The sequence below is a fragment of the Pseudoalteromonas sp. 1181_04 genome (assembly GCF_052850545.1).
Map to the genome: position 1 here is coordinate 94,986 of NZ_VXCS01000014.1, position 20,021 is coordinate 115,006.

The 20,021-nt window shown below is 40.9% G+C and carries 21 protein-coding genes and 4 tRNA genes; 12 read left to right on the forward strand and 13 right to left on the reverse strand.

From position 1 onward, the window contains the following. Positions 1-57: 57 nt before the first annotated feature. From nth to FW757_RS13280, 13 genes are all read right to left on the reverse strand, one after another. Complete coding sequence (gene nth / locus FW757_RS13220; RefSeq protein WP_145240715.1) at positions 58-690, reverse strand: endonuclease III; 633 nt, start codon at positions 688-690, stop codon at positions 58-60. 37 nt (positions 691-727) lie between these two features. Further along, positions 728-1,426 carry an electron transport complex subunit E gene (locus FW757_RS13225; RefSeq protein ID WP_145240717.1) on the reverse strand — a complete coding sequence of 233 codons (699 nt, stop codon included), beginning with the start codon at positions 1,424-1,426 and terminating at the stop codon, positions 728-730. Continuing rightward, the gene (gene rsxG, locus FW757_RS13230; protein ID WP_145240719.1) at positions 1,423-2,058 is read right to left on the reverse strand and encodes an electron transport complex subunit RsxG; all 636 of its coding nucleotides are present in this window, start codon (positions 2,056-2,058) and stop codon (positions 1,423-1,425) included. Before rsxG ends, FW757_RS13225 begins: the two co-directional genes overlap by 4 nt. Further along, on the reverse strand, positions 2,055-3,113 hold the full coding sequence (gene rsxD / locus FW757_RS13235) for an electron transport complex subunit RsxD (RefSeq protein WP_182760209.1): 1,059 nt from the start codon (positions 3,111-3,113) through the stop codon (positions 2,055-2,057). Before rsxD ends, rsxG begins: the two co-directional genes overlap by 4 nt. Further along, positions 3,113-5,653 (reverse strand): electron transport complex subunit RsxC, encoded by a 2,541-nt coding sequence (gene rsxC / locus FW757_RS13240; RefSeq protein ID WP_446441289.1) that lies wholly within the window; start codon positions 5,651-5,653, stop codon positions 3,113-3,115. The genes rsxD and rsxC overlap by 1 nt, the downstream gene beginning before the upstream one ends. 9 nt (positions 5,654-5,662) lie before the next feature. Further along, the gene (gene rsxB, locus FW757_RS13245) at positions 5,663-6,217 is read right to left on the reverse strand and encodes an electron transport complex subunit RsxB (protein ID WP_145240725.1); all 555 of its coding nucleotides are present in this window, start codon (positions 6,215-6,217) and stop codon (positions 5,663-5,665) included. 1 nt (position 6,218) lies between these two features. Next, positions 6,219-6,800 (reverse strand): electron transport complex subunit RsxA, encoded by a 582-nt coding sequence (rsxA, locus tag FW757_RS13250; RefSeq protein WP_145240727.1) that lies wholly within the window; start codon positions 6,798-6,800, stop codon positions 6,219-6,221. Positions 6,801-7,049: 249 nt separating this feature from the next. Then, complete coding sequence (locus FW757_RS13255) at positions 7,050-8,993, reverse strand: EAL domain-containing protein (RefSeq protein ID WP_446441290.1); 1,944 nt, start codon at positions 8,991-8,993, stop codon at positions 7,050-7,052. A 150-nt stretch (positions 8,994-9,143) separates the two neighbouring features. Next, a tRNA-Asn gene (locus tag FW757_RS13260) sits at positions 9,144-9,220 on the reverse strand. 27 nt (positions 9,221-9,247) lie between these two features. Next, positions 9,248-9,324 (reverse strand) — tRNA-Asn (locus FW757_RS13265). Between the two features lie 23 nt (positions 9,325-9,347). Then, positions 9,348-9,424, reverse strand: a tRNA-Asn gene (locus FW757_RS13270). A 21-nt stretch (positions 9,425-9,445) separates the two neighbouring features. Beyond that, positions 9,446-9,522 (reverse strand) — tRNA-Asn (locus FW757_RS13275). 717 nt (positions 9,523-10,239) lie between these two features. Beyond that, positions 10,240-10,848 (reverse strand): helix-turn-helix domain-containing protein, encoded by a 609-nt coding sequence (locus FW757_RS13280; protein WP_182740180.1) that lies wholly within the window; start codon positions 10,846-10,848, stop codon positions 10,240-10,242. Between the two features lie 288 nt (positions 10,849-11,136). Here FW757_RS13280 and FW757_RS13285 point away from each other — a divergent pair, with 288 nt between their 5' ends. The 12 genes from FW757_RS13285 to FW757_RS13340 all read left to right on the forward strand — a co-directional run bounded on the left by FW757_RS13285 (position 11,137) and on the right by FW757_RS13340 (position 20,003). Continuing rightward, entirely contained in the window at positions 11,137-11,406 is a 270-nt protein-coding gene (locus tag FW757_RS13285; protein WP_016707852.1) for a helix-turn-helix domain-containing protein, read from the forward strand. After that, complete coding sequence (locus tag FW757_RS13290; protein WP_446441291.1) at positions 11,406-13,616, forward strand: Mu transposase C-terminal domain-containing protein; 2,211 nt, start codon at positions 11,406-11,408, stop codon at positions 13,614-13,616. Before FW757_RS13285 ends, FW757_RS13290 begins: the two co-directional genes overlap by 1 nt. 11 nt (positions 13,617-13,627) lie before the next feature. Next, positions 13,628-14,335 carry an AAA family ATPase gene (locus tag FW757_RS13295; protein ID WP_016707850.1) on the forward strand — a complete coding sequence of 236 codons (708 nt, stop codon included), beginning with the start codon at positions 13,628-13,630 and terminating at the stop codon, positions 14,333-14,335. Between the two features lie 10 nt (positions 14,336-14,345). Next, positions 14,346-14,948, forward strand: coding sequence for a hypothetical protein (locus FW757_RS13300; protein ID WP_064668451.1), 603 nt, complete (start codon positions 14,346-14,348; stop codon positions 14,946-14,948). Next, positions 14,935-15,264, forward strand: coding sequence for a helix-turn-helix domain-containing protein (locus FW757_RS13305; RefSeq protein ID WP_016707848.1), 330 nt, complete (start codon positions 14,935-14,937; stop codon positions 15,262-15,264). Before FW757_RS13300 ends, FW757_RS13305 begins: the two co-directional genes overlap by 14 nt. Positions 15,265-15,266: 2 nt before the next feature. Further along, entirely contained in the window at positions 15,267-15,473 is a 207-nt protein-coding gene (locus FW757_RS13310; protein WP_446441292.1) for a hypothetical protein, read from the forward strand. A 6-nt stretch (positions 15,474-15,479) separates the two neighbouring features. Further along, complete coding sequence (locus tag FW757_RS13315) at positions 15,480-16,082, forward strand: DUF3164 family protein (RefSeq protein ID WP_446441293.1); 603 nt, start codon at positions 15,480-15,482, stop codon at positions 16,080-16,082. A gap of 13 nt (positions 16,083-16,095) precedes the next feature. Further along, positions 16,096-16,281 carry a hypothetical protein gene (locus FW757_RS13320; RefSeq protein WP_446441294.1) on the forward strand — a complete coding sequence of 62 codons (186 nt, stop codon included), beginning with the start codon at positions 16,096-16,098 and terminating at the stop codon, positions 16,279-16,281. 89 nt (positions 16,282-16,370) lie between these two features. After that, on the forward strand, positions 16,371-16,562 hold the full coding sequence (locus FW757_RS13325; protein WP_064668447.1) for a hypothetical protein: 192 nt from the start codon (positions 16,371-16,373) through the stop codon (positions 16,560-16,562). Then, a complete protein-coding gene (locus FW757_RS13330; RefSeq protein WP_446441295.1) occupies positions 16,555-17,022 on the forward strand; it encodes a gp16 family protein in 468 nt (155 codons plus the stop codon). The genes FW757_RS13325 and FW757_RS13330 overlap by 8 nt, the downstream gene beginning before the upstream one ends. Then, a complete protein-coding gene (locus tag FW757_RS13335; protein ID WP_446441296.1) occupies positions 17,015-17,440 on the forward strand; it encodes a Mor transcription activator family protein in 426 nt (141 codons plus the stop codon). The genes FW757_RS13330 and FW757_RS13335 overlap by 8 nt, the downstream gene beginning before the upstream one ends. A 43-nt stretch (positions 17,441-17,483) precedes the next feature. Further along, a complete protein-coding gene (locus FW757_RS13340; protein ID WP_446441297.1) occupies positions 17,484-20,003 on the forward strand; it encodes a hypothetical protein in 2,520 nt (839 codons plus the stop codon). Positions 20,004-20,021: the final 18 nt, after the last annotated feature.

A 20,021-nucleotide genomic window follows, 5' to 3' on the forward strand; every position in this document is an offset into this window, starting at 1 on the left:
TAATCATACGTAGGGCACATATCGTATGATTATCTTAATATTTCAATTAAAAATTAGTTACTCAGTCTTTTCTTTAAACTCACATAAATCTTCAATTATACAGCTGCCACACTTTGGCTTACGCGCCACACAGGTATAACGTCCATGTAAAATGAGCCAGTGATGTACATCTACTTTAAACTCTGCTGGTACAACTTTTAATAGCTTTTTTTCTACTTCAACAACGTTCTTACCCATAGCAAATTTAGTGCGGTTTGATACGCGGTCTATGTGGGTATCTACCGCGATTGTCGGCCAGCCGAAGGCGGTGTTGAGTACCACATTGGCAGTTTTACGGCCAACGCCGGGTAGGGCTTCTAGGGCTTCACGATTCTCAGGCACTTCGCTGTTGTGCTTATCAACTAAAATTTGGCACATTTTGTACACATTGGCAGCTTTAGAATTAAACAAACCGATGGTTTTAATGTAATCGCGAAGTTTATCGTGGCCTAAATCTAAAATTGCTTGCGGCGTATTGGCGACGGGAAAGAGCTTACGGGTGGCTTTATTTACCCCAACGTCAGTTGCTTGTGCTGATAGCGTTACCGCAACTAACAGTTCAAACGGGCTTGAATATTCAAGCTCGGTTTCTGGATGTGGGTTTTGCTCGCGCAAGCGAGAGAGTATTTCGTATCGTTTTTCTTTATTCATGCAACTTAAACGCACAGTAAATACTGTGCGCTTCCCCTTAAGTTAAACTGGTGACCCTTGCTCGTGGGCCTTTTTCGGCCACTGGTGGTGCTACTTGTTTTGCTTTTATTTGCGCATCAATGACATTTTTAGCAGCAATCAGTAAGCCCAAACCTAAAAATGCACCGGGTGGTAAAATAGCGAGCAAAAATTGATTATCAAAACTAAATACTTCAATGCGTAAAACCGATGCCCATGGGCCCAGTAGTAAATCGGCGCCATCAAATAAGGTACCTTGGCCGATCAACTCACGCATTGCGCCAAGCACAACCAGTACTACCATAAAGCCAGAGCCCATCATTAAACCGTCAAACGCTGATAAATGAATCGGATTCTTAGAGGCATACGCTTCAGCGCGGCCGATAATAGCGCAGTTAGTAACTATCAGTGGAATAAATATTCCTAGCGATTGATATAAGCCAAACGTATAGGCATTCATTAATAGCTGCACTATGGTTACAAAGCCTGCGATAAACATCACAAATACAGGAATGCGGATATCTTTTGGCACGAAATTACGCACCGCAGAAATTGTGACGTTCGAGCCAACTAATACCAGCAGAGTGGCTAAACCGAGGCCCATCGCATTGGTTATCGTTGATGTGACGGCCAGTAGTGGGCACAAACCGAGTAATTGCACGAGGGCAGGGTTGTTTTTCCACATTCCTTCGTTAAACAGTTCTTTTAATTGGCTCATGGCTCACCTACTTGGCATGCGTTATCAGCACTAAATACCGCATCGAAATTGTTTTTTGAGAATAACACAGCGTGTTTTACTGAGCCAACCACGGCACGTGGTGTAATGGTAGCGCCAGTGAATTGATCAAAGTCTCCGCCATCTTTTTTTACTGCCCAGCGAGTATCGTCGTCATCAAGTACAGTTTTATCTTTAAATGAAGTGATCCAAAGAGATTTTTTCATTTCTACTTTATCACCAAGACCAGGCGTTTCTTCGTGTTTAGTAACACGTACTCCGGCAACGTCCCCGTTTGCAAATACGGCAGTTAATAAACTTATATCGCCGCTATAACCTTTTGGCGTCACGTGGCGCATTACTAAAGCAACAGGTTGGCCACCCTTGCGAGCACGATAAACGGTTTGTGGTTTATTACCAAGTAGTGGATCATCAATGATGGCACAATCTTGATAAAGAGTATTATCGTAAAAATTAGGGGCGAGTACATCTTGCAGCTGTAATGAAAGTTGTTTGCGCTCTTGCTCTGCAATACTGTCAGCCGTGAGGTTATGGATAATACCAACAGCGCCGGTAGTGAGCAGGGCAAACAGGGCTAAAATAGCGCCATTTTTTGTCATTGATGAAATAATCATTTATTCACCCCATGGCCATAAGTACGTGGTTGAGTGTAATAGTCTATCAGTGGCACGGCCATATTGAGTAGTAACACAGCAAACGCCATGGCATCTGGGTAACCGCCAAAAGTACGGATCAAATAAACTAATAAACCAATCAATGCGCCGTAAATTAACCGGCCGCGATTAGTGGTAGCTGCCGAAACCGGATCCGTGGCTATGAAAAAGGCCCCTAACATGGTTGCGCCACTAAATAAATGAAATACCATACCAGGCTCAGTACCAGGTGCTGCGATATAACCAATTGCGCTGCACACAGCAATTGATGCAAGTACACCAACTGGGATATGCCAATTTATAACTTTGGCTTTAATAAGGTATAAGCCACCGATTAAAAAGCCAAGATTTACCCAGCCCCAACCTTGTCCTAACCAACTATTAAAAATAGCGGCTTGCATGCTTTCAGATACGGTTAAACCATGAGCGATATCAGTCTTGATGGTATCCAAAGGTGTGGCCATTGTTACGCCATCAACCCCAACTCTAAGTTGATCAACACTAAAACCTGCACTGGTAAAGCCATTAAAAATAACGCTAAGCTGTTGAGTAAGACTAATTGGGTTTGCCAGTAAGTCACTAACTGGCATCCAAGTGGTCATTTGCACAGGGAACGAAATAAGCAATAACACGTATGCAGCCATGGCAGGGTTAAATAAATTGAAACCAAGGCCACCATAGAGCTGTTTAACAATGACGATGGCAAAAAAGCTACCGATCACAATAACCCACCATGGGGCGAGTGGCGGAATACTTAATGCTAATAAGACCGCAGTAAGCCATGCACTGCCATCTCCAAGCGCAGGCCATACAGGGCGCTTGCGAATAAGCATAATAATGGCTTCACTGATACTAACCGTGACTAACGCTAAAATTAGCTGGATCAATACACCCGTACCAAAAAAATACAGTTGTGCGATAAGTCCAGGAATACAGGCTAAGATCACTGTTTGCATCAACCTGCTAAGTGATTTATGACTGTGGCTATGCGGCGAACTGGCCATCGTTAGCTTCATTACTTATCACTTCCTTCTTGTTGTAATTTTTTAGCCTTTGCACGGGCAATCGCAGCGGCAACAGCGGCCTTTTTCTTATCTTGTGCGGTCTGTTCTGGTTTATCTTCAGCGATTTCAGCTTCGTTTATCGCTGTAGCCGAAGTTTCATTTTCAGCATCGTCGTTTTCTTCGCTAGCCGCTTGTTCAGCTTTTGCAGCCTTTTTCGCTTTCGCGCGGGCAATGGCGGCAGCGACAGCGGCTTTTTTATCATCGGCAGGTGAGGCTGTAGCGACTTCACTTTCAGAATTGTCGTTTTCTACGCTTGCTGCTTGTGCTGCCTTTTTCGCTTTTGCACGAGCAATAGCAGCAGCGACAGAGGCTTTTTTATCATCGGCAGGTGAGGCTGTAGCGACTTCACTTTCAGAGTTGTCGTTTTCTACGCTTGCTGTTTGTGCTGCCTTTTTCGCTTTTGCACGAGCAATAGCAGCAGCGACAGCGGCTTTTTTATCATCGGCAGGTGAGGTTGAAGTAACTTCACTTTCAGAACTGTCGTTTTCTACGCTTGCTGCTTGTGCTGCCTTTTTCGCTTTTGCACGGGCAATTGCAGCAGCGACAGCGGTTTTTTTATCATCGGCAGGTGAGGCTGTAGCGACTTCACTTTCAGAGTTGTCGTTTTCTACGCTTGCTGCTGGTTCAGCCTGTGCTGCCTTTTTTGCTTTAGCACGAGCAATTGCAGCGGCTACAGCGGCTTTTTTATCATCAGTAGGTGCAGCAGTCGTGTTATCGCTTTCATCTTCTGATGCCGCCGCTTTTTTCGCTTTAGCGCGGGCAATCGCAGCGGCCACGGCTGACTTTTTATCATCCGGATCAGCAGCTGTACTGCTTGCGGCTTTTTGCTCTTTGTATTTGCGAGCTTGCTCTTTGCGCGCTGCGCGCTCTAATGCTACGTCACTGTTATCTGGTTCAAGCGTTGCTTCTTGATTTTGTTTTTTAGCTTTGGCGCGAGCAATTGCAGCGGCCACAGCTGATTTGTCGTCATCTTTTGCTGGTTTGTTTTTAACGCGTGCTAGAGCATCGGCAATTTTTTGTTTTTCGTCAGCCGATTTTTCAGCAGCTGGTTTGCGTTTATGGCGATTTTGTCGTGCTTCTTGCTCCCGCTCTAGGCGTTGTTTTCGAAGTTCAAAGCGCTCTTTCGCACGTTCAGCTTTAACTTGCTCAGCTTGCTGTTCTTTTATTTCAACTTTAGCCACACGGTAATACTGCACCAGCGGAATTTCACTTGGGCACACATACGCGCAAGCACCGCATTCAATACAATCAAACAGGTTATGCTCTTTCAGTTTGTCGTATTCTTTTGATTTAGCAAACCATTGTAATTGCTGAGGCAACAGTGAAGCAGGGCAGGCATCAGCACAAGCACTACAACGAATACAGGCTTTTTCAGGGCCGGGCTCTGCCAGCTCATCATGATCTGGGGCTAAAATACAGTTAGTGGTTTTTACCACGCCGATACGCACCGTTGGCAAAGTAAAGCCCATCATAGGGCCGCCCATTACAACGCGTTGCTGTGGCACTGGTGAAAAGCCTTGGCAATCAAGTAGATGTTTTATTTCAGTGCCTAATAAAGCCCATACATTACCCGGATTATGAATTGTATTACCTGTTACCGTAATAACACGTTCAATTAGTGGCTTACCTTCATAGACAGCTTGATGAACAGCAAATAAAGTGCCGACGTTTTGTACTAACACACCGATATCTGCTGGAATTCCCCCACTAGGGACTTCTTTATTGGTAAGTAGCTTAATTAATTGCTTTTCACCACCAGAAGGATAAACAGTAGGAACTGTTTGAATGATTATTTTGTCATTATACTCAGCCGCTGCCTGCATGGCTGCGATGGCCTCTGGTTTGTTATCTTCTATACCAACGATAGTAAGTGTTGGTGTAAGCAATTGCTGCATGATCTCTATGCCAGCAATAATGCCTGCAGCATGCTCACGCATTAGTACATCATCAGCAGTAATATAGGGCTCACATTCCACTGCATTAACAATAAAATACTCAATTGCTTTGCGACTATCTGCTTTAATATAAGTTGGGAATCCTGCACCGCCCATACCGGCAATACCACGGTCATGAATAATATCGATAAGTTGCTCGTGAGAAAGCTGGCTTGGTGTTGTCACCGGTGCTAACGCACACCAGCTATCTTGGCCATCGGGCTCAATAATTACACACAATTCAGGCAATGCCGATGGATGCGCAGACGGCATTTGGCAAATATCAGTAATAGTACCAGAAGTCGGGGCGTGTATTGGCACCGACCAATTCGCAACAGGCTTTGTAAGTGCTTGCCCTTTAAGTACCTGTTGGCCTTTTTCGACGATCAGTTGACCGTTAGCACCAATATGTTGTTTTAATGGCACAACGAGTTTGTCAGGCAAAGGTAAACGGGCGATTGCTTGACTGTTGGAAATTGTTTTTTGTCCCGGTGGATGAATGCCACCTGGAAACGGCCACACTTTACCTTGTTTTATCTGTGAGATTAGCTTTTCCATAGGGAGCCCTTAATCAATCTGTGTTACTGGAATTGCATCTAGTTGCCATTTCCACGTTTGCTTAGTGGTTTCTACAGGCAGCATATCAATACAGTCAACAGGACAAGGTTCAACACATAAGTCACAACCCGTACATTCATCAATTAAAACAGTATGCATTTGGCGCGTGGCACCAACAATGGCATCGACAGGACAAGCTTGAATACATTTGGTACAACCAATACATTCATCTTCACGTATATAGGCAACGGTTTTTATCGGTTCAGCTTGTTCGCCACCGGCAAGGGGTTTAGCTTCAACACCCATTAAGTCAGCTAATTTTTTTACTGTCGCATCGCCACCTGGTGGGCATTTATTAATTTCATCGCCATTGGCGATGGCTTCTGCATAAGGGCGACAACCCGGATAGCCACACTGGCCGCACTGTGTTTGCGGTAATATAGTATCGATCTGTTCAACAATCGGATTACTTTGCACTCGATAGCGCACAGCAGCAAATCCTAAGATCAAACCAAAAATGAGTGCTAGGGTTCCCAGCGCAATCAAGGCATAAAACAAGGTCATGTTAAAACTTCACTAATCCTGTAAAGCCCATAAAGGCCATCGACATTAAGCCTGCGGTGATCATCGCAATCGATGCGCCTTTAAAGGGGGTAGGTACGTCAGCAGCGGTTAAGCGTTCACGAAGAGCTGCAAATAAAACCAGTACCATAGAAAAACCAACAGCAGCGCCAAAGCCATATACTGCAGATTGTAAAAACGTATGATCCTCTTTGACATTTAGTAACGCAACACCTAAGACCGCACAGTTTGTGGTGATCAAAGGTAAAAATATACCGAGTAAGCGATACAGCGTTGGGCTGGTTTTTCTGACTACCATTTCGGTAAACTGAACCACCACCGCAATCACAAGAATAAAGCTTAGAGTACGTAAATACGTGATATCAAGTGGGATCAAAATATATTGATTAACTAGATAGCTTGTTACAGAGGCAAGTGTTAACACAAAAGTGGTCGCAAGTGACATGCCTATAGCTGTATCCAGTTTGCCAGATACCCCCATAAACGGGCATAGACCTAAAAATTGTACTAACACAAAGTTATTAACCAGTACTGTGCCGATCAACAGCAATACATATTCTGTCATGTTCGCCTCAAGCTATAATAAACGCCGACATTATCCTTTTTTATTGGCTGTTTAACAACACGTAGAAGGTAAATAAACGGCTCATTTAATAATGATAGTGAATTGCATTTAGAAATTTATAGCATGATAAATAAAGATTAACTGTTCATTAACCTAGTTACTGACATTTGGAATGATAAAGCAGATCAGGGGAGGGGGAAATAAACTACTAGAAAACTAAAAAGGTGCTCAAAGCACCCTTTAGATTGATTAAATATCTTTTGGCTTTTCGATGTAATAACCTTGCACACCATCAAGACATAAAGTTTCAATAATGTGTTTTTCTTCTTGGCTTTCAACACCCTCAGCAAAAACACTAACACCAATTCGATGCGCGAGGTCGACCATTAAACGCATAAAGTATTGGTTATTTTTATCTTCTTCAAGGCCGCGAGTATAGCTTGCATCCATCTTGATAAAGTCAGGTTTTAAATCGCGGAAAAACTTAAACGAGGTTAAACCAACACCAAATCGTTCTACCGTGATCCGAGCACCAACACGGTGGATCATATCTATAAAGCGTTTACTGGCTTTAATATTTTGCTGTAAGCCAAATTCACTCACTTCGAATACCAGTTTTGAGGCAATATTTGTGTCTTTTAATAAACGTCGCTCTAGCCAAATTACAAACTGATCATTGTGTGCGCTTGAGGCGGTAACATTCAAACCAAAGAATTTTTCAGAGAAATTACGGCTCTTAATTTTTTCCAGTGATGAATTAATGATTAACTGATCAATTTCCATCGCCATATCAAGCTTTTCAGCCATAGCTAAAAATGAAGCGGTAGGCAATACTTGGTTTTCTGTTGTTTTAAAGCGCACTTGAATTTCAGCGTAGGCCTTCATGCTTTTACCAATTGGCATAATGTTTTGCATTACCAGATGTACACGCTCAGCTTCAATGACTTCATTAATCACTTTACGCCAGTTTTGATTGCCAAATCCTGCACTTACATTATTAACTAAATCAGTTTCGCGTTGTATATGCCAGGCGTTAGCTTGTTTTGATTGGGCCATGCTCATAGCATTGTCTACTATCGAAAGTAGCTCACCTAAGGGTTTGCCTTTTTCATAAGCGACGATCCCAGTATTTGCTACTGAGCTTAATTCTTGGTTTTGCTGATATTGAGTAAATCGAGATTGTAAGTTATCACCAAAACGTTCAGATTCCTTTAGAGGAGTGTTAGGCAGCACAATCGCGAAATCTGAGCTATTCAAACGAAAAACTTTACTGCCTGTATATGTGCCGCTGATATGTTTAATAATATCAGCCACAGCTTTGACATACTCGTCACCTTTTTGGTAACCACGAGTTTGGTTGATTGCTTGTAATTCACTACAACGAACCATCGCCAAAGAGCCAAAGGTGCTTTTTTCACTGCTTTCAATGTACTTCTCATAATATTCAACAAACATATTACGGTTGCCAAGTTCAGTAACTACATCTTTATAAGCTTCTTGCTTGATAGAATGTGCGGCATTTTGAATATCATCATGCTTACTTTGTAAAAAGTGCGACAGGCGATTAAAGCTCGGCACTAGGTCAACGCCCAGTTGTTTTATTTTGCTGCTATTAATTGCTGTTTCAAGACCGTTGTTGACTTGATTTTGATTGATATAAACATCAATTATCTCAGCCACTGTCATGCTTATATTTCTATTTAGCTTACTAAACATGGTTTTCATAAACACAATGGGAATAATTGCCATTAAACCTGACACTAAAATAACAACAAATAACGCTTGTTGTAGTATCAACCCAAGGTTATTGGCATTAATAGTAAATTCAACTTTGATATCAGACGCTTGATTAACAGCAAACTGCGGGCGAATAGAGTTAAAGCTAGAATCTACTAATTGTGCAATGGCTGGTAATGAAGTAGGGGATTGAATATTTATTAGTTCTTTACCTTGCTGATCACGCAAAATAAATGAAGAAAAAGTATTACCATCAGCAAGCACTTGCTGAAGTTTATCTGGTGCTATTTCAGCAATAGAATGCTTGCTAATATAATTATTCACCACTGATTGCGTTTTGTACTGCGCATCGCTTACTGCGTTATCAAACGCTGACGCAACAAAATAGCCACCAATACTTGCAAACAACAGCCAAGATATTAATTGAATAAATATGAGTTTTTTGAAACCAGCCATGTCTTATTCTTTTTAGTAGATCAAAGGGAAGGAATCAGATCCTTGATTAATCAAATTATTTTACACTTATTAAATGTGTATTAAAAAGAAATATTTTGATTGTAGTAGAGTAGTGGAATTGTTTAGGAAAGTCTAATTGATTCTTTAAGTTGGCTCCCCCTCCCCGACTCGAACGGGGGACCTGCGGATTAACAGTCCGTCGCTCTAACCAACTGAGCTAAGGGGGAACTACAATACTTAAATTTTATATGATTTGGCTCCCCCTCCCCGACTCGAACGGGGGACCTGCGGATTAACAGTCCGTCGCTCTAACCAACTGAGCTAAGGGGGAACAATAATCATATTACATAAACTTGGCTCCCCCTCCCCGACTCGAACGGGGGACCTGCGGATTAACAGTCCGTCGCTCTAACCAACTGAGCTAAGGGGGAATCGTTTATGGCTGAAAAGACTGGCTCCCCCTCCCCGACTCGAACGGGGGACCTGCGGATTAACAGTCCGTCGCTCTAACCAACTGAGCTAAGGGGGAAGCGTATGTGCCTTTCAACGGGGCGAAATATTAATGACCGCGCTGCAAAGTGTCAACACATAAAACCGGATAAACAAAAAAAAGCAGTCTGTTCGATGTTTTTATGTTCGATCTGGCTGTTTTGTGGCTTTTTTTCTCCCTATTTGAGTCGTGTAGATCGAGATGCGGGATAAAATCTCGGTTTTCAACGACTAAAAAACAAACAAGTTAACCGCCAGACAAATTATAAAAGTGATCATTTATCTAGTTTTGTACGAATAAATTTATGAAATGTACTTTTTTAACGTTAGCTAATAAAAGCGCAAATTCGCAATAATTAAATTTACTTATGCATTTAATTAGTCGTTAACGAAAAATGCCGAGAAAAAAATGACATACAGATCTGAACCCTTAGTTTAGCGACTTAATACCCATGAGAATAGCAAGGAAATATATATATATTGTTCTATTTCAATTGGTTATATTTATTCTTTCATATTGAATGGGCGTTTAAATAAATGTGACAGGTCATTGGTACAGGGGTTAAGTATGTTTTATGAGCTATTGTAACTAACAGATCTAAATGATAACTAGGGAATAGATAAGAATAGATGGGAAAACGCGGGATAAATAAGGGTTTAAGCGCTGTTTTATAAAAATAAAGCGCGAAAAGACAAACCGCGAATTAATGATAAATAAAAGTACGAAACCGTGATAAAAACGGTGTTCATTGATAAATTAAAAGCTAAGCTCAGCTTTCACAACTTTTCCTAATAAACCGAGTGTTTTTAGAATGTAATGAGATTCGGTTTCACCACCTTCAATTGCAAAGCTCAAGTCTTTACGAGTAGGGTGATCAAACAACAAATGAAGCTTAGAATTTGTAAGCTTTAACTTGGCAGCAAAATAACCACCATTCATTGGGTTTAAAAACCCATAAATCGAATCAGCATCAATAGTTTTATTGCTAGTATCTATAGAAACTAATGCACCTGCTGGAATAAGCGTGTGTGACTCTTCACTTAGTTGAACTTGTAACTTATCAGTATGATTTTCGTCACTCAGTTGGCTCTGAGTATGGGCCACAGGCGTTGGTGTTAAAGAGTCTAACGCACGATCAATTGCATTTGGTGAAGCTTTAGAATCATCCAGGCGTTTTAATAAAACATTGATAAATGGCTCACCAACTAAAGCTGAAAACTCCACTAAATAATCGAAAGGGGGATCGCGACTATCCTCATATTTTGATTGAGTGTTTCTATGCACGCCAGTTCGTTCGGCTACTGTTCCGATATCTAAGAACTTACGTTCTCTTAACGTTTTTAAGTACTCATTGAATGCAGGCATTAACTTTATCAATAGTTATGATCGTGGACATGACAGTATTTAATCACACAAGCGAGTGCATACAAAATAAAAATTGAAAATCTGCTTTTCTTCGAAGTGCGATCTCTTCGCACTTCAAAGCGCGAAGCGCGATCCAGCCAAGCAAAAAACTAAAAAATTAATTTCACATATAAATCAATGCCTTAATTGTAATGCACTCAATCGTGTGCAAATAATGCTTGTATGCACAACTTTGTGTGTATATATTTGTGTGCATGAATACAAAATACACACGAAAGGGTGCATAAAATGGAACATGCAAATCGTCCAGGTTGGACGGTAACAGAAATAAAGGCAGCCTTAGAAGTTGAGGGTTGGTCTTGTCGTCAACTTTCATTTAGTCGTGGCTATACATCAAACGCTGTGCAAACCGCTTTACATCGGCCTTACCCCGTAGTTGAAAAAATAATTGCCGAAGTAATTGGCGTCAGCGCCTTTGAAATATGGCCTGAGCGCTATGGGGTAGATGGTAAACCAAATCGTAAAGCAGGCCGCCGTAAATTAATGAGGGTTGAATAATGGAACTATTAACAGCTCACCAGATAGCTGCATTCTTGTTAGTAAGTAAGCGCAGTATTCAATTAAAAGCTAAGGCTGAGGCATGGCCCTATACAGAAGTAAAAGGCCGAGGCGGAAAAGTTCGCAAGTATGCACTTGTTGAACTTCCTGCACACATTTGTGTGCAAGTGCAACAAGCAATGATTCAAGATAATCAATCGCCAGCAGCTCAAAGTGGCAAAGGATACCTTGCTGTGAACGAGCAAAGTGATCGTTTAAACCAACAACTAGCAACAGAACTTAAGCATCAAAACTTAAAGCAACTCGCAGGGCTTGAGAATATTCCACCCAAAGCAAGTGCGAAAATCTATTTATTAAACGCAGCCAAAGAGTTTGTAAGTGCGAACAGTCTACCTAAAGTTTTAGGGTTTGATCTATTTAGTGAGCGCTATAACCAAGGCTTGTTAGATATACCAGCAGAGCACAAAAGCTTAATCCCATCCGTTTCGCGTATTACCTTATTGCGCTGGCAAAAAACGGTAGATCAAAAAGGCATTGCAGGACTTGCTGTAAAAATTAAGCGCTCAGGCAAATCAATCATCGACTCTGATCCAGAGCTTAGTGATTTTTGCATCGCTATGATTTACCAATACCCACACGTAAAAGCCACGCAAGTAAAAGAAGGTTTAATAGCCCGTTTTTACAGCCAGGGCAAAGCAATCCCAGCAGAGACCACAATCCGTGAATGGCTAACACGTTGGAAGCGCGACAACAGCGCACTTTATACCAAAATGGCAAACCCTGATGCTTGGAAAAATAAGTATATGAGCGCCATGGGTAAAATGGACGAAAACATTAAACGTATTAATCAGTTATGGGAGTTCGATTCAACCCCGTCTGACGTAATGCTCGTTGATGGCCGTCATTCGCTGATTGGTATTATCGACGTATTTACACGCCGTTCTAAAGTTGTGATCCACCCAACCAGCGACAGCACCGGTATTTGTTTAGTTATCCGTAAAGCCATACTTGATTGGGGTATCCCTGAAATTGCTCGTACTGATAACGGCAAAGACTACACATCAATTCAAATTACTAGTGTGTTTGATGCACTCGATATAAAGCACGAAACGACACGCCCATTTAGCGGTGAAGAAAAGCCATATATCGAGCGTTTTTTCAAAACGTTCTCACATGATTTAGCCGAGCTACTAACAGGCTATATCGGCCATAACGTATCAGAACGTCAAGCAATCGAAGCGCGCAAAACATTTGCACAACGCTTATTAGCAAAGCAGGGCGGCGATAAATCAGCAATCGAAATCAACATGACAGCCCAGCAGCTGCAAGAGTTCGTAGATAACTGGATCGACAACCGTTACCACCACAAACCACACAGCAACATAGGCAACAAAACACCATTTGAATTATTCGCAGCAAGTCGCGACCAAATCAAAGTGATCAAAGACGAGCGCCTACTCGACGTAATGCTGCAACCTGTGCCATCAAACAGAGGCTTACGCATTATTGGTAAAGAAGGTATCAAGCTAAGTGGCGGTTTCTATATTGCGCCTGAGCTTGGTGCAATAGTAGGCGATGAAGTGCTGTGCAAATGGGACCCTAAAAACGTAGGCCGTATTTACGTATTTAATCGCATGAATAACGAGTTTATTTGTGTCGCGGTAGATCACGAAATTCAATCAGCAGGTATGACACGTCAAGACGTAGCAAACCACGCTAAACGCAGCCAAGCAGCAGAAACATCACGCAAGCTAAAAGAGCTTAAAAAGACCGCTAAATCAGTGAATGTATCAGATATAGCAAACGAAGTACTCAGCCATTACAGCGAGCAAAATAAAGCCCTTGCAACGTTACCTAAACAAAGTGTTGAACACACTAACGTAATTACTCAATCAGCAATTAAAGCACTTGATAGCAAGCCTGTTACAACCTACAGCGACGAACAGCTAAGCGAGTTTGAGAGACGCCGTAAGCAGTTAAGTGATGAAACAGCGGCGGCAAATATCAACCCAGTACCGTTATTTAATAACCCACAAGACAAAGCCATGTACCACAAAAAGCAGCGCTTAAATAACCAATTAAGTGATGTAGATGCGCTTTGGCTGAATACGTGGGAGCAGCAAAACCGTGCCTTATCAGCACGACTAGATGACCTATTAACAGAAATGAACGCAGCACCAGCTGCACTAACTCAATTGCATAAACAGTAAAGGAATAAACCATGAAAACTAAAATAGCGATCGTAAGTAACGTAGTAGCCACTCAAATGATGGTTGAAGCACTAACTCAGCGTGCGCATGGCGTGCCAGGCATCGGCTTAATTTACGGTGATCCAGGCTTAGGTAAAACTACCGCAACTGCATGGTTAGTAAACCGCTGCGACGGTATCTATATCCGTGCTACATCAGGTATGAGTTTAACCCAGTTACTGCGCCAAATAGTTAAAGAGTTAAGCGGTCCTGATATTTATACCCGTGAAGCCATGCTTAATTACATCATTGAGCACATGGCTATCTCTAATCGCACTTTATTTATTGATGAAGCCGACTACCTATTAAACGACAAAAACACCCTAGAAATCGTGCGAGACATTCACGACCTAACCTACTGCCCAGTAGTATTAATTGGCATGGAATCAGTACGCCGTAAATTACAGCGTCATCGTCAATTCTATAACCGTATTTCAGAATGGTTAGAGTTCAAGCCAACCCAGTTTGAAGACTTACAAATCATCGTTAACGCAGTAATCGAGCCTGTTTTAACTATTCAAGATGATTTACTCAAACAGCTACTTAGTGATACTGACGGCGAAGTACGCCGCATCATCACTGGCCTATCAAAAATAGAGGCATTCGCACTTGCTAACGGCTTAACAAGTATCGACCTGCAACAGTGGGGCTCAAAAGAATTTTTCCTTAAAAAAGCGTAGGGGAAAACCAGTGAGCCGCCAAAAATTACAAGACGCATGGCAAGCAATGAAAATCCTAAAACGGTTTTCATTGCAACAAGTGCGCGACGCAATCGAACACACCACATTAGATAGCTTAAAAGCCTTTGCAAAGCGCCTAGTCGCAGCAAACGCGATTGCTGAACATGCTGATCATGACGACATTTACTACAGCATTTTAAATGCCAGTTATAACCCGTTTGAACAGCCTGTAAACAGTGGTGTAACTAATAGAAATTCAGGGAGACAACGCATGTGGCAATCAATGCGCATCCTAAACGAGTTTGATGCAGGCCAAGTGGCAAGTACCGCTAATGTGTCGCTGTCATCAGCTCGCTCATATATCTCAATACTTAAAAAAGTGGGGTACATATTTGTTGTAAAAAATGCCCCGCGTTCAGGCTCATTAATAGAGCGAGCAGGGGAGACAACTATTTACCGCATGCTTAAAAATACCGGGCCAAAACGGCCGATCCCCAAAACTAAAGGCGTGTTTGATGCCAATACTAACAAGCTCGTTAAGTTCAAAGAAGTAAAGCGCAAAACAGTGCAAATAGCTCCCGTTACCTTAGGAGAGGCGCATGACTACAACTAACTGGTTGCAAGTACTTGCTGATGAAACAAAAGCGCAAGGGATGCGCCTTGTAGCCCAAAAATTAGGGGTTAGTAAAGCAACTGTAAGCCAAGTAATAAACGGTAAATACAAGGCAAACACCAAAGTCATTCAGCAACGTGTCGAAGGCGTTTTTATGGCAAGCACTGTTGATTGCCCAATCCTTGATGTGATCCCAATTAACGTATGCCTAGAGCATCAAGCTAAAAAATTTGCAGCAACCAATCATGTACGCGTTGCCCTTTATCGGGCGTGTCGTAATGGCTGCCCTCACTCAAAAATTTGCGAGAGTAAATAACCATGGAACTACGCGACACATTAATAGAACTGCAAAAAAGAGGGCTGCGAGTTATCAGCTCACATAAAGGCTTTAGCCGCCACATCATCGAAGTGGCAGGCAAAGCCCCAGCACATTTACCAGTAATAACCGAAACCAAAAACGGGCAAACGCGCCAAATTCGCCCAGCAAAATTACACGGCCAAATCATCATGTTTATAGAAGGATAAACCACCATGCCACAAGATTTTTTAGTTAATCATAAAGGCCATCAAGTGCCACTTAAAGGCATTCGCCCAGCCGATATTATTCGCCATGAGTTTGTGCAGTCAGCGATTGAACTAGCCAAGGCGCAAAGTAGCGCCCTTGCTGAATTTAAAAAGCAGCAAATGAGCGAGTTTGACGCATTCATGGGCTTACTTGCCCAAGAGTACGCAGTAGAAATGGGCGGCAAAAAAGGCAACGTCACACTACGCAGTTTTGATCACAAGCAAAAAATCACCCTGCAAGTACAAGAGAGCATCGAGCTTGGCCCCGAGCTACTAATAGCAAAAGAGTTAATAGACGAATGCCTAAACGAATGGAGCGAGGGCGCAAACGAAAACCTAAAGCTCATTATTGAGCAAACCTTTGCCACCGATAAAAAAGGCAAAGTCAGCGTGCAAAAAGTACTGGGGTTGCGCCGCCTGAAAATCACCGACGAAAGCGGCAAGTGGCAGCGTGCAATGGACATCATAGCCGATGCAATCCAAGTCATAGACTCAACCCGCTTTATTCGTTTTTACGAAACCGTAGGCGAGCAAGAGCGCGCAATCTCACTTGATATAGCAAAGCTATAAAGGAGCACTAATCATGGAAGTTAAATCAACAATTCAAGTAAACGAATACAGCGATTTACAAAGCGTTGTAACGCTTGTAGCTAAGAGCAAAGAGCCCGTGAATATCAACTTTGTATTTCAAAACATCACCTTTGTAGTGCAAAGCCAGCTGGTCGGCATCAACCCACCAGTGCAAAAAGGCATAACACAACCCATTTAAGTAACCCAAAAGCGCGCAAGGATGCGGCTTTTTATCAAAGCTTTTTCAATTAGCAAGAGCTTTGATAAACAGCAAACATAGGAGGTTTTATGACTACCCCAAATACACAAGTAACGCCAAGCCTACAACTCAAAGAGCTGGCCGCATTGGTTAAGTTTTTAGAGCTATCACACACTTTTGCAATTGATAGCAGCGTGTTTACACAGCAAGAAGGCGCAGACATTTGCCAAAGCTATTTAAGCCTACGCGAGCAGTTAGAAGAGTTTAAACGCCATGACTAAGCAAAAACTTATACAGCTAATTCACATAGCTAAAAGCCAGCTATGGTTAGACGACGACACCTACCGCGCTGCACTTTTTGGCTCAGCGGGCAAAACATCGTGTAGTCAAATGAGCTTGTCAGAGTTAAACCAAGTGTTAGAGCACTTTAAAAAAGCAGGGTTTAAAACTAAAGCTAAACGCCGTTTAAGCCCAAAGTCATCACCAAAGCAACATGGCGAAATAAACAAAATCCGCGCTATCTGGATCACCATGCACAAACAGGGTTTTGTACGCGATGGTTCAGAAACCGCCTTAGATGCTTACGTAAACCGTATGCTAAACCGTGCAAAAGTTGGGGCAAACGTCAGTTACCACACGCACTTTTTAACTCAACAGCAAGCTATACAAGTGCTTGAACCATTAAAGAAATGGTATCGGCGCGAATTACTAAAAGAGCAACAAGGTGATAATAATGGCTAATCATACAGAGCAGCAAACAGAGCTATTTGGTAGTAGTGTTGAAGAGCTGCAACATTGTCTAACTAAGCTATCACCAGATGATGCCGCAGCCGTTCGCAAGCGCTGGCCTAGCAACTTACAATCTTTAGCCTTACTCATAGAGGCCGAACTTACTAAAGCTAAAATTAATGATCCGCGCATAGTAGGTGAGGCAATAACCTTGGCAATAGGCCATTACTTTGGTGGTCGCGATGTATATATACCAACAGATCAACGCTTAAAAGCAGCACTGCGTGACATCCAAATATGGCAAGAGTTTAACGGCTATAACATGGAAAACTTAGCAATTAAGTTTGGGCTAACTCAGAGGCGTGTTGCTGAGGTAATTCAGCAACAGCGAAATGTTGAAGTTCAGAGGAGGCAAAGGAGTTTGTTTTAGTTAAGTAACAAATGTACTATATAAAGAAAAATAGGGAAATATAATGAGTTTTTTATATAGTGATCAACACTTTGAACAAAAAATGCTTGAGCTTAAGGAAAACGATCTTACTAAAAGAATTTTGATACCGCTTTTTAAGAATCTCCATAACGGAAAAATTGAATTTGTTGGAGGTGGCCCTGAAAAAGGAAAGGATATCCTATTTACTGTTGAAAATGCTTATGGTGATCTTGAATTAACTGCCGTCCAAGTAAAAAAAGTTAAGCCTAATGCAGATGCGTCCTCAACAAATAGTATGCAGAATATTATAACCCAGTTACATCAGTGCAAAAGTGAAGATGCTATTTTGGATGATGGTTCAGAACAAACTGTCGATCACTTAATTTTTATCACTCCCTATATTATTACTCAACGAGTTTTAGATATTCATAAAGGTGCGATAAGCGAAGCTGTTGAGAGAAATGTACGAATAATTGATGGTGATAGAATAATCAGGTTAGCTAATAAAAAGTGCCCTAATCTTTTTGACTGTCTTTTTGAACAAGCACCAGCCGTAGTTAAAAATCTGGAACCTTTGCTTAGTAGCGATGAAGTTTATAGGGCTCTTAATCTAAGTTCAAAAAAAGATCTTTGTGATATTTATTGTTCTGTAGATACCGTTATAGGAAATACAAGTAAAGCTTCACTTTTAAATACCGTTATCACCCCAATTGAGAAACAAGTAAAAGTTAAGGTAGGAATAACTGAGTATGCTTTCTTTTACAAAGAGCGTGAAGAAAAGTATAGCTCACTTTTTAAATCTAGTTTTTTAGTTAACAAAAATGTTATAGAAGAACACGATGCTGCTAAAAGAACTTTAGAGAATGAAATATTTATATCTCTAGCGCGTGCAAAAAACGCAAGATACGAAATTGAAAAAAGGGTGTATGAGTCTGTATTCAGAGATAAACTAAAAAATATTAATCATCCAGCTACCTATAAAAAAATTTTTGATGATGAAAGCAAAAAGCTGGAAGAGTTAGAAAATAATGGGGAGCTTAAGCTTGAACACACAAAATATAAAGCATTTTTGGATTCAATCATAAATGATGTTAATCAATGGAATGTAAACTCAATTACCATAGAAGATGCTAAGAAGCAATTAAACAGAACGGATCTTGAACTACAACTCTCTATTGAAACGGTATGCTATGACCACGCTAAATTAATCAGTGAAATTAGAGAAGCATATTTAAAAAAAGAGGTCTCAGCATGTTTGCTACTTTTAGAAAAAATGAAATTAGTTTCAGAATTATTACAGAAGTTTGAGTCCTATATTAATTTACAAAATTCTCAGCCAAGTTGTTCAACAATTATTGATCTTAAATTTAATATCGAAGACTTAATCATGTCTGGAAAAAATATTATTTTATTGGGTGAGGCTGGTTCAGGAAAAACAACGAATCTTAAAAATTTTACAAAAAGAAAACTAGACAATGTAAACGAAAAATTGGTTCTTTTTACATCGTTAGCGAAGTTATATAAAGACTTTAAGGATGATGATTCACTTAGTGAGAAACTAGTGTCATTTATTCTCTCATTAGGTTCAAATGCAGAAAGAAGGAAAATTGAAGATAAACTTAATGTTGAAGGAACAACTATTTTTCTAGACAGTATTGATGAAGCAATACCAAATTATCCAACAGTAATAAATGACATAAAAAACTTTTCTATAAAATTTCCTTTTGTTCAAATTATTACCTCTTCAAGGTTTACTATTGAAGATGTGAGTAGCTTAGGCTTTAGCCAAATTTCTTTACTTAAATTTAATAGAGCACAAAAAAATAGCTTTTTTAATAACTGGTTTGTAAATGAGCCTGAAAAAGCTACACGAATTATGGAGCACTTAGACGCTAACTTAAAATTGGCTCAGGTAGTATCGAATCCATTAGCTGCAACTATCTTAGCTAGTTTATGCGAAAAAAATGTTCCTCTACCTTCTAACGAAGCTCAGCTTTATAGAAAACGTTTCGAATTATTATGTGGTTCATTCGATGATGTGAAGGGTATAAAGAGAACGCAAACTGACCCAGATGATTTAATGAATGCCTCACAACTAATAGCATTTCATTTACATCAAAAAAAGGAAAGGGCTATTTCTAAGGCTTCGTCAATAGATTTACTCGAAGAATCTAGCTTTCAGCCCAAAGGGGTCACTATACCTAAAGTTGTAGAAGAGCTAATATTTCCAGCAGAAATATTAACTGTTGATCTAGACGGGAATTATGACTTTGGGCACCTGAGGTATCAAGAATATTTAGCTTCTAGGGAATTACAGCACAGAACAGATTTGGTTCTTCATAAAATTGTATGTGATAAATGGTGGTTTGATTCTTTACTATTGCTATCTCAGGATACAAGAGATATCAAGAGGTTTGTATATGACGCCCAAAAGCACGGTTACGTCAGAAATGCACCTGTAATAAAGGAAATGTTAAAAAACAGGAATGGTAAAGAGTATACTCATCTTAAGCAAATCATTGAAATCGCTATTAGTGATGAGCATGATGAAGAAATATTTTAATTCCCGAAACCCCGCACG

Coding starts and splice junctions, on each gene's coding strand:
- FW757_RS13340 (WP_446441297.1), top strand. CDS start 17,484: ATGAGTTTTTTATATAGTGATCAACACTTTGAACAAAAAATGCTTGAG.
- rsxA (WP_145240727.1), bottom strand. CDS start 6,800: ATGACAGAATATGTATTGCTGTTGATCGGCACAGTACTGGTTAATAAC.
- rsxC (WP_446441289.1), bottom strand. CDS start 5,653: ATGGAAAAGCTAATCTCACAGATAAAACAAGGTAAAGTGTGGCCGTTT.
- FW757_RS13325 (WP_064668447.1), top strand. CDS start 16,371: ATGACTACCCCAAATACACAAGTAACGCCAAGCCTACAACTCAAAGAG.
- FW757_RS13290 (WP_446441291.1), top strand. CDS start 11,406: ATGGAACTATTAACAGCTCACCAGATAGCTGCATTCTTGTTAGTAAGT.
- rsxG (WP_145240719.1), bottom strand. CDS start 2,058: ATGATTATTTCATCAATGACAAAAAATGGCGCTATTTTAGCCCTGTTT.
- FW757_RS13285 (WP_016707852.1), top strand. CDS start 11,137: ATGGAACATGCAAATCGTCCAGGTTGGACGGTAACAGAAATAAAGGCA.
- FW757_RS13280 (WP_182740180.1), bottom strand. CDS start 10,848: ATGCCTGCATTCAATGAGTACTTAAAAACGTTAAGAGAACGTAAGTTC.
- FW757_RS13320 (WP_446441294.1), top strand. CDS start 16,096: ATGGAAGTTAAATCAACAATTCAAGTAAACGAATACAGCGATTTACAA.
- FW757_RS13305 (WP_016707848.1), top strand. CDS start 14,935: ATGACTACAACTAACTGGTTGCAAGTACTTGCTGATGAAACAAAAGCG.
- FW757_RS13330 (WP_446441295.1), top strand. CDS start 16,555: ATGACTAAGCAAAAACTTATACAGCTAATTCACATAGCTAAAAGCCAG.
- FW757_RS13295 (WP_016707850.1), top strand. CDS start 13,628: ATGAAAACTAAAATAGCGATCGTAAGTAACGTAGTAGCCACTCAAATG.
- FW757_RS13310 (WP_446441292.1), top strand. CDS start 15,267: ATGGAACTACGCGACACATTAATAGAACTGCAAAAAAGAGGGCTGCGA.
- nth (WP_145240715.1), bottom strand. CDS start 690: ATGAATAAAGAAAAACGATACGAAATACTCTCTCGCTTGCGCGAGCAA.
- rsxB (WP_145240725.1), bottom strand. CDS start 6,217: ATGACCTTGTTTTATGCCTTGATTGCGCTGGGAACCCTAGCACTCATT.
- FW757_RS13225 (WP_145240717.1), bottom strand. CDS start 1,426: ATGAGCCAATTAAAAGAACTGTTTAACGAAGGAATGTGGAAAAACAAC.
- FW757_RS13255 (WP_446441290.1), bottom strand. CDS start 8,993: ATGGCTGGTTTCAAAAAACTCATATTTATTCAATTAATATCTTGGCTG.
- rsxD (WP_182760209.1), bottom strand. CDS start 3,113: ATGAAGCTAACGATGGCCAGTTCGCCGCATAGCCACAGTCATAAATCA.
- FW757_RS13335 (WP_446441296.1), top strand. CDS start 17,015: ATGGCTAATCATACAGAGCAGCAAACAGAGCTATTTGGTAGTAGTGTT.
- FW757_RS13315 (WP_446441293.1), top strand. CDS start 15,480: ATGCCACAAGATTTTTTAGTTAATCATAAAGGCCATCAAGTGCCACTT.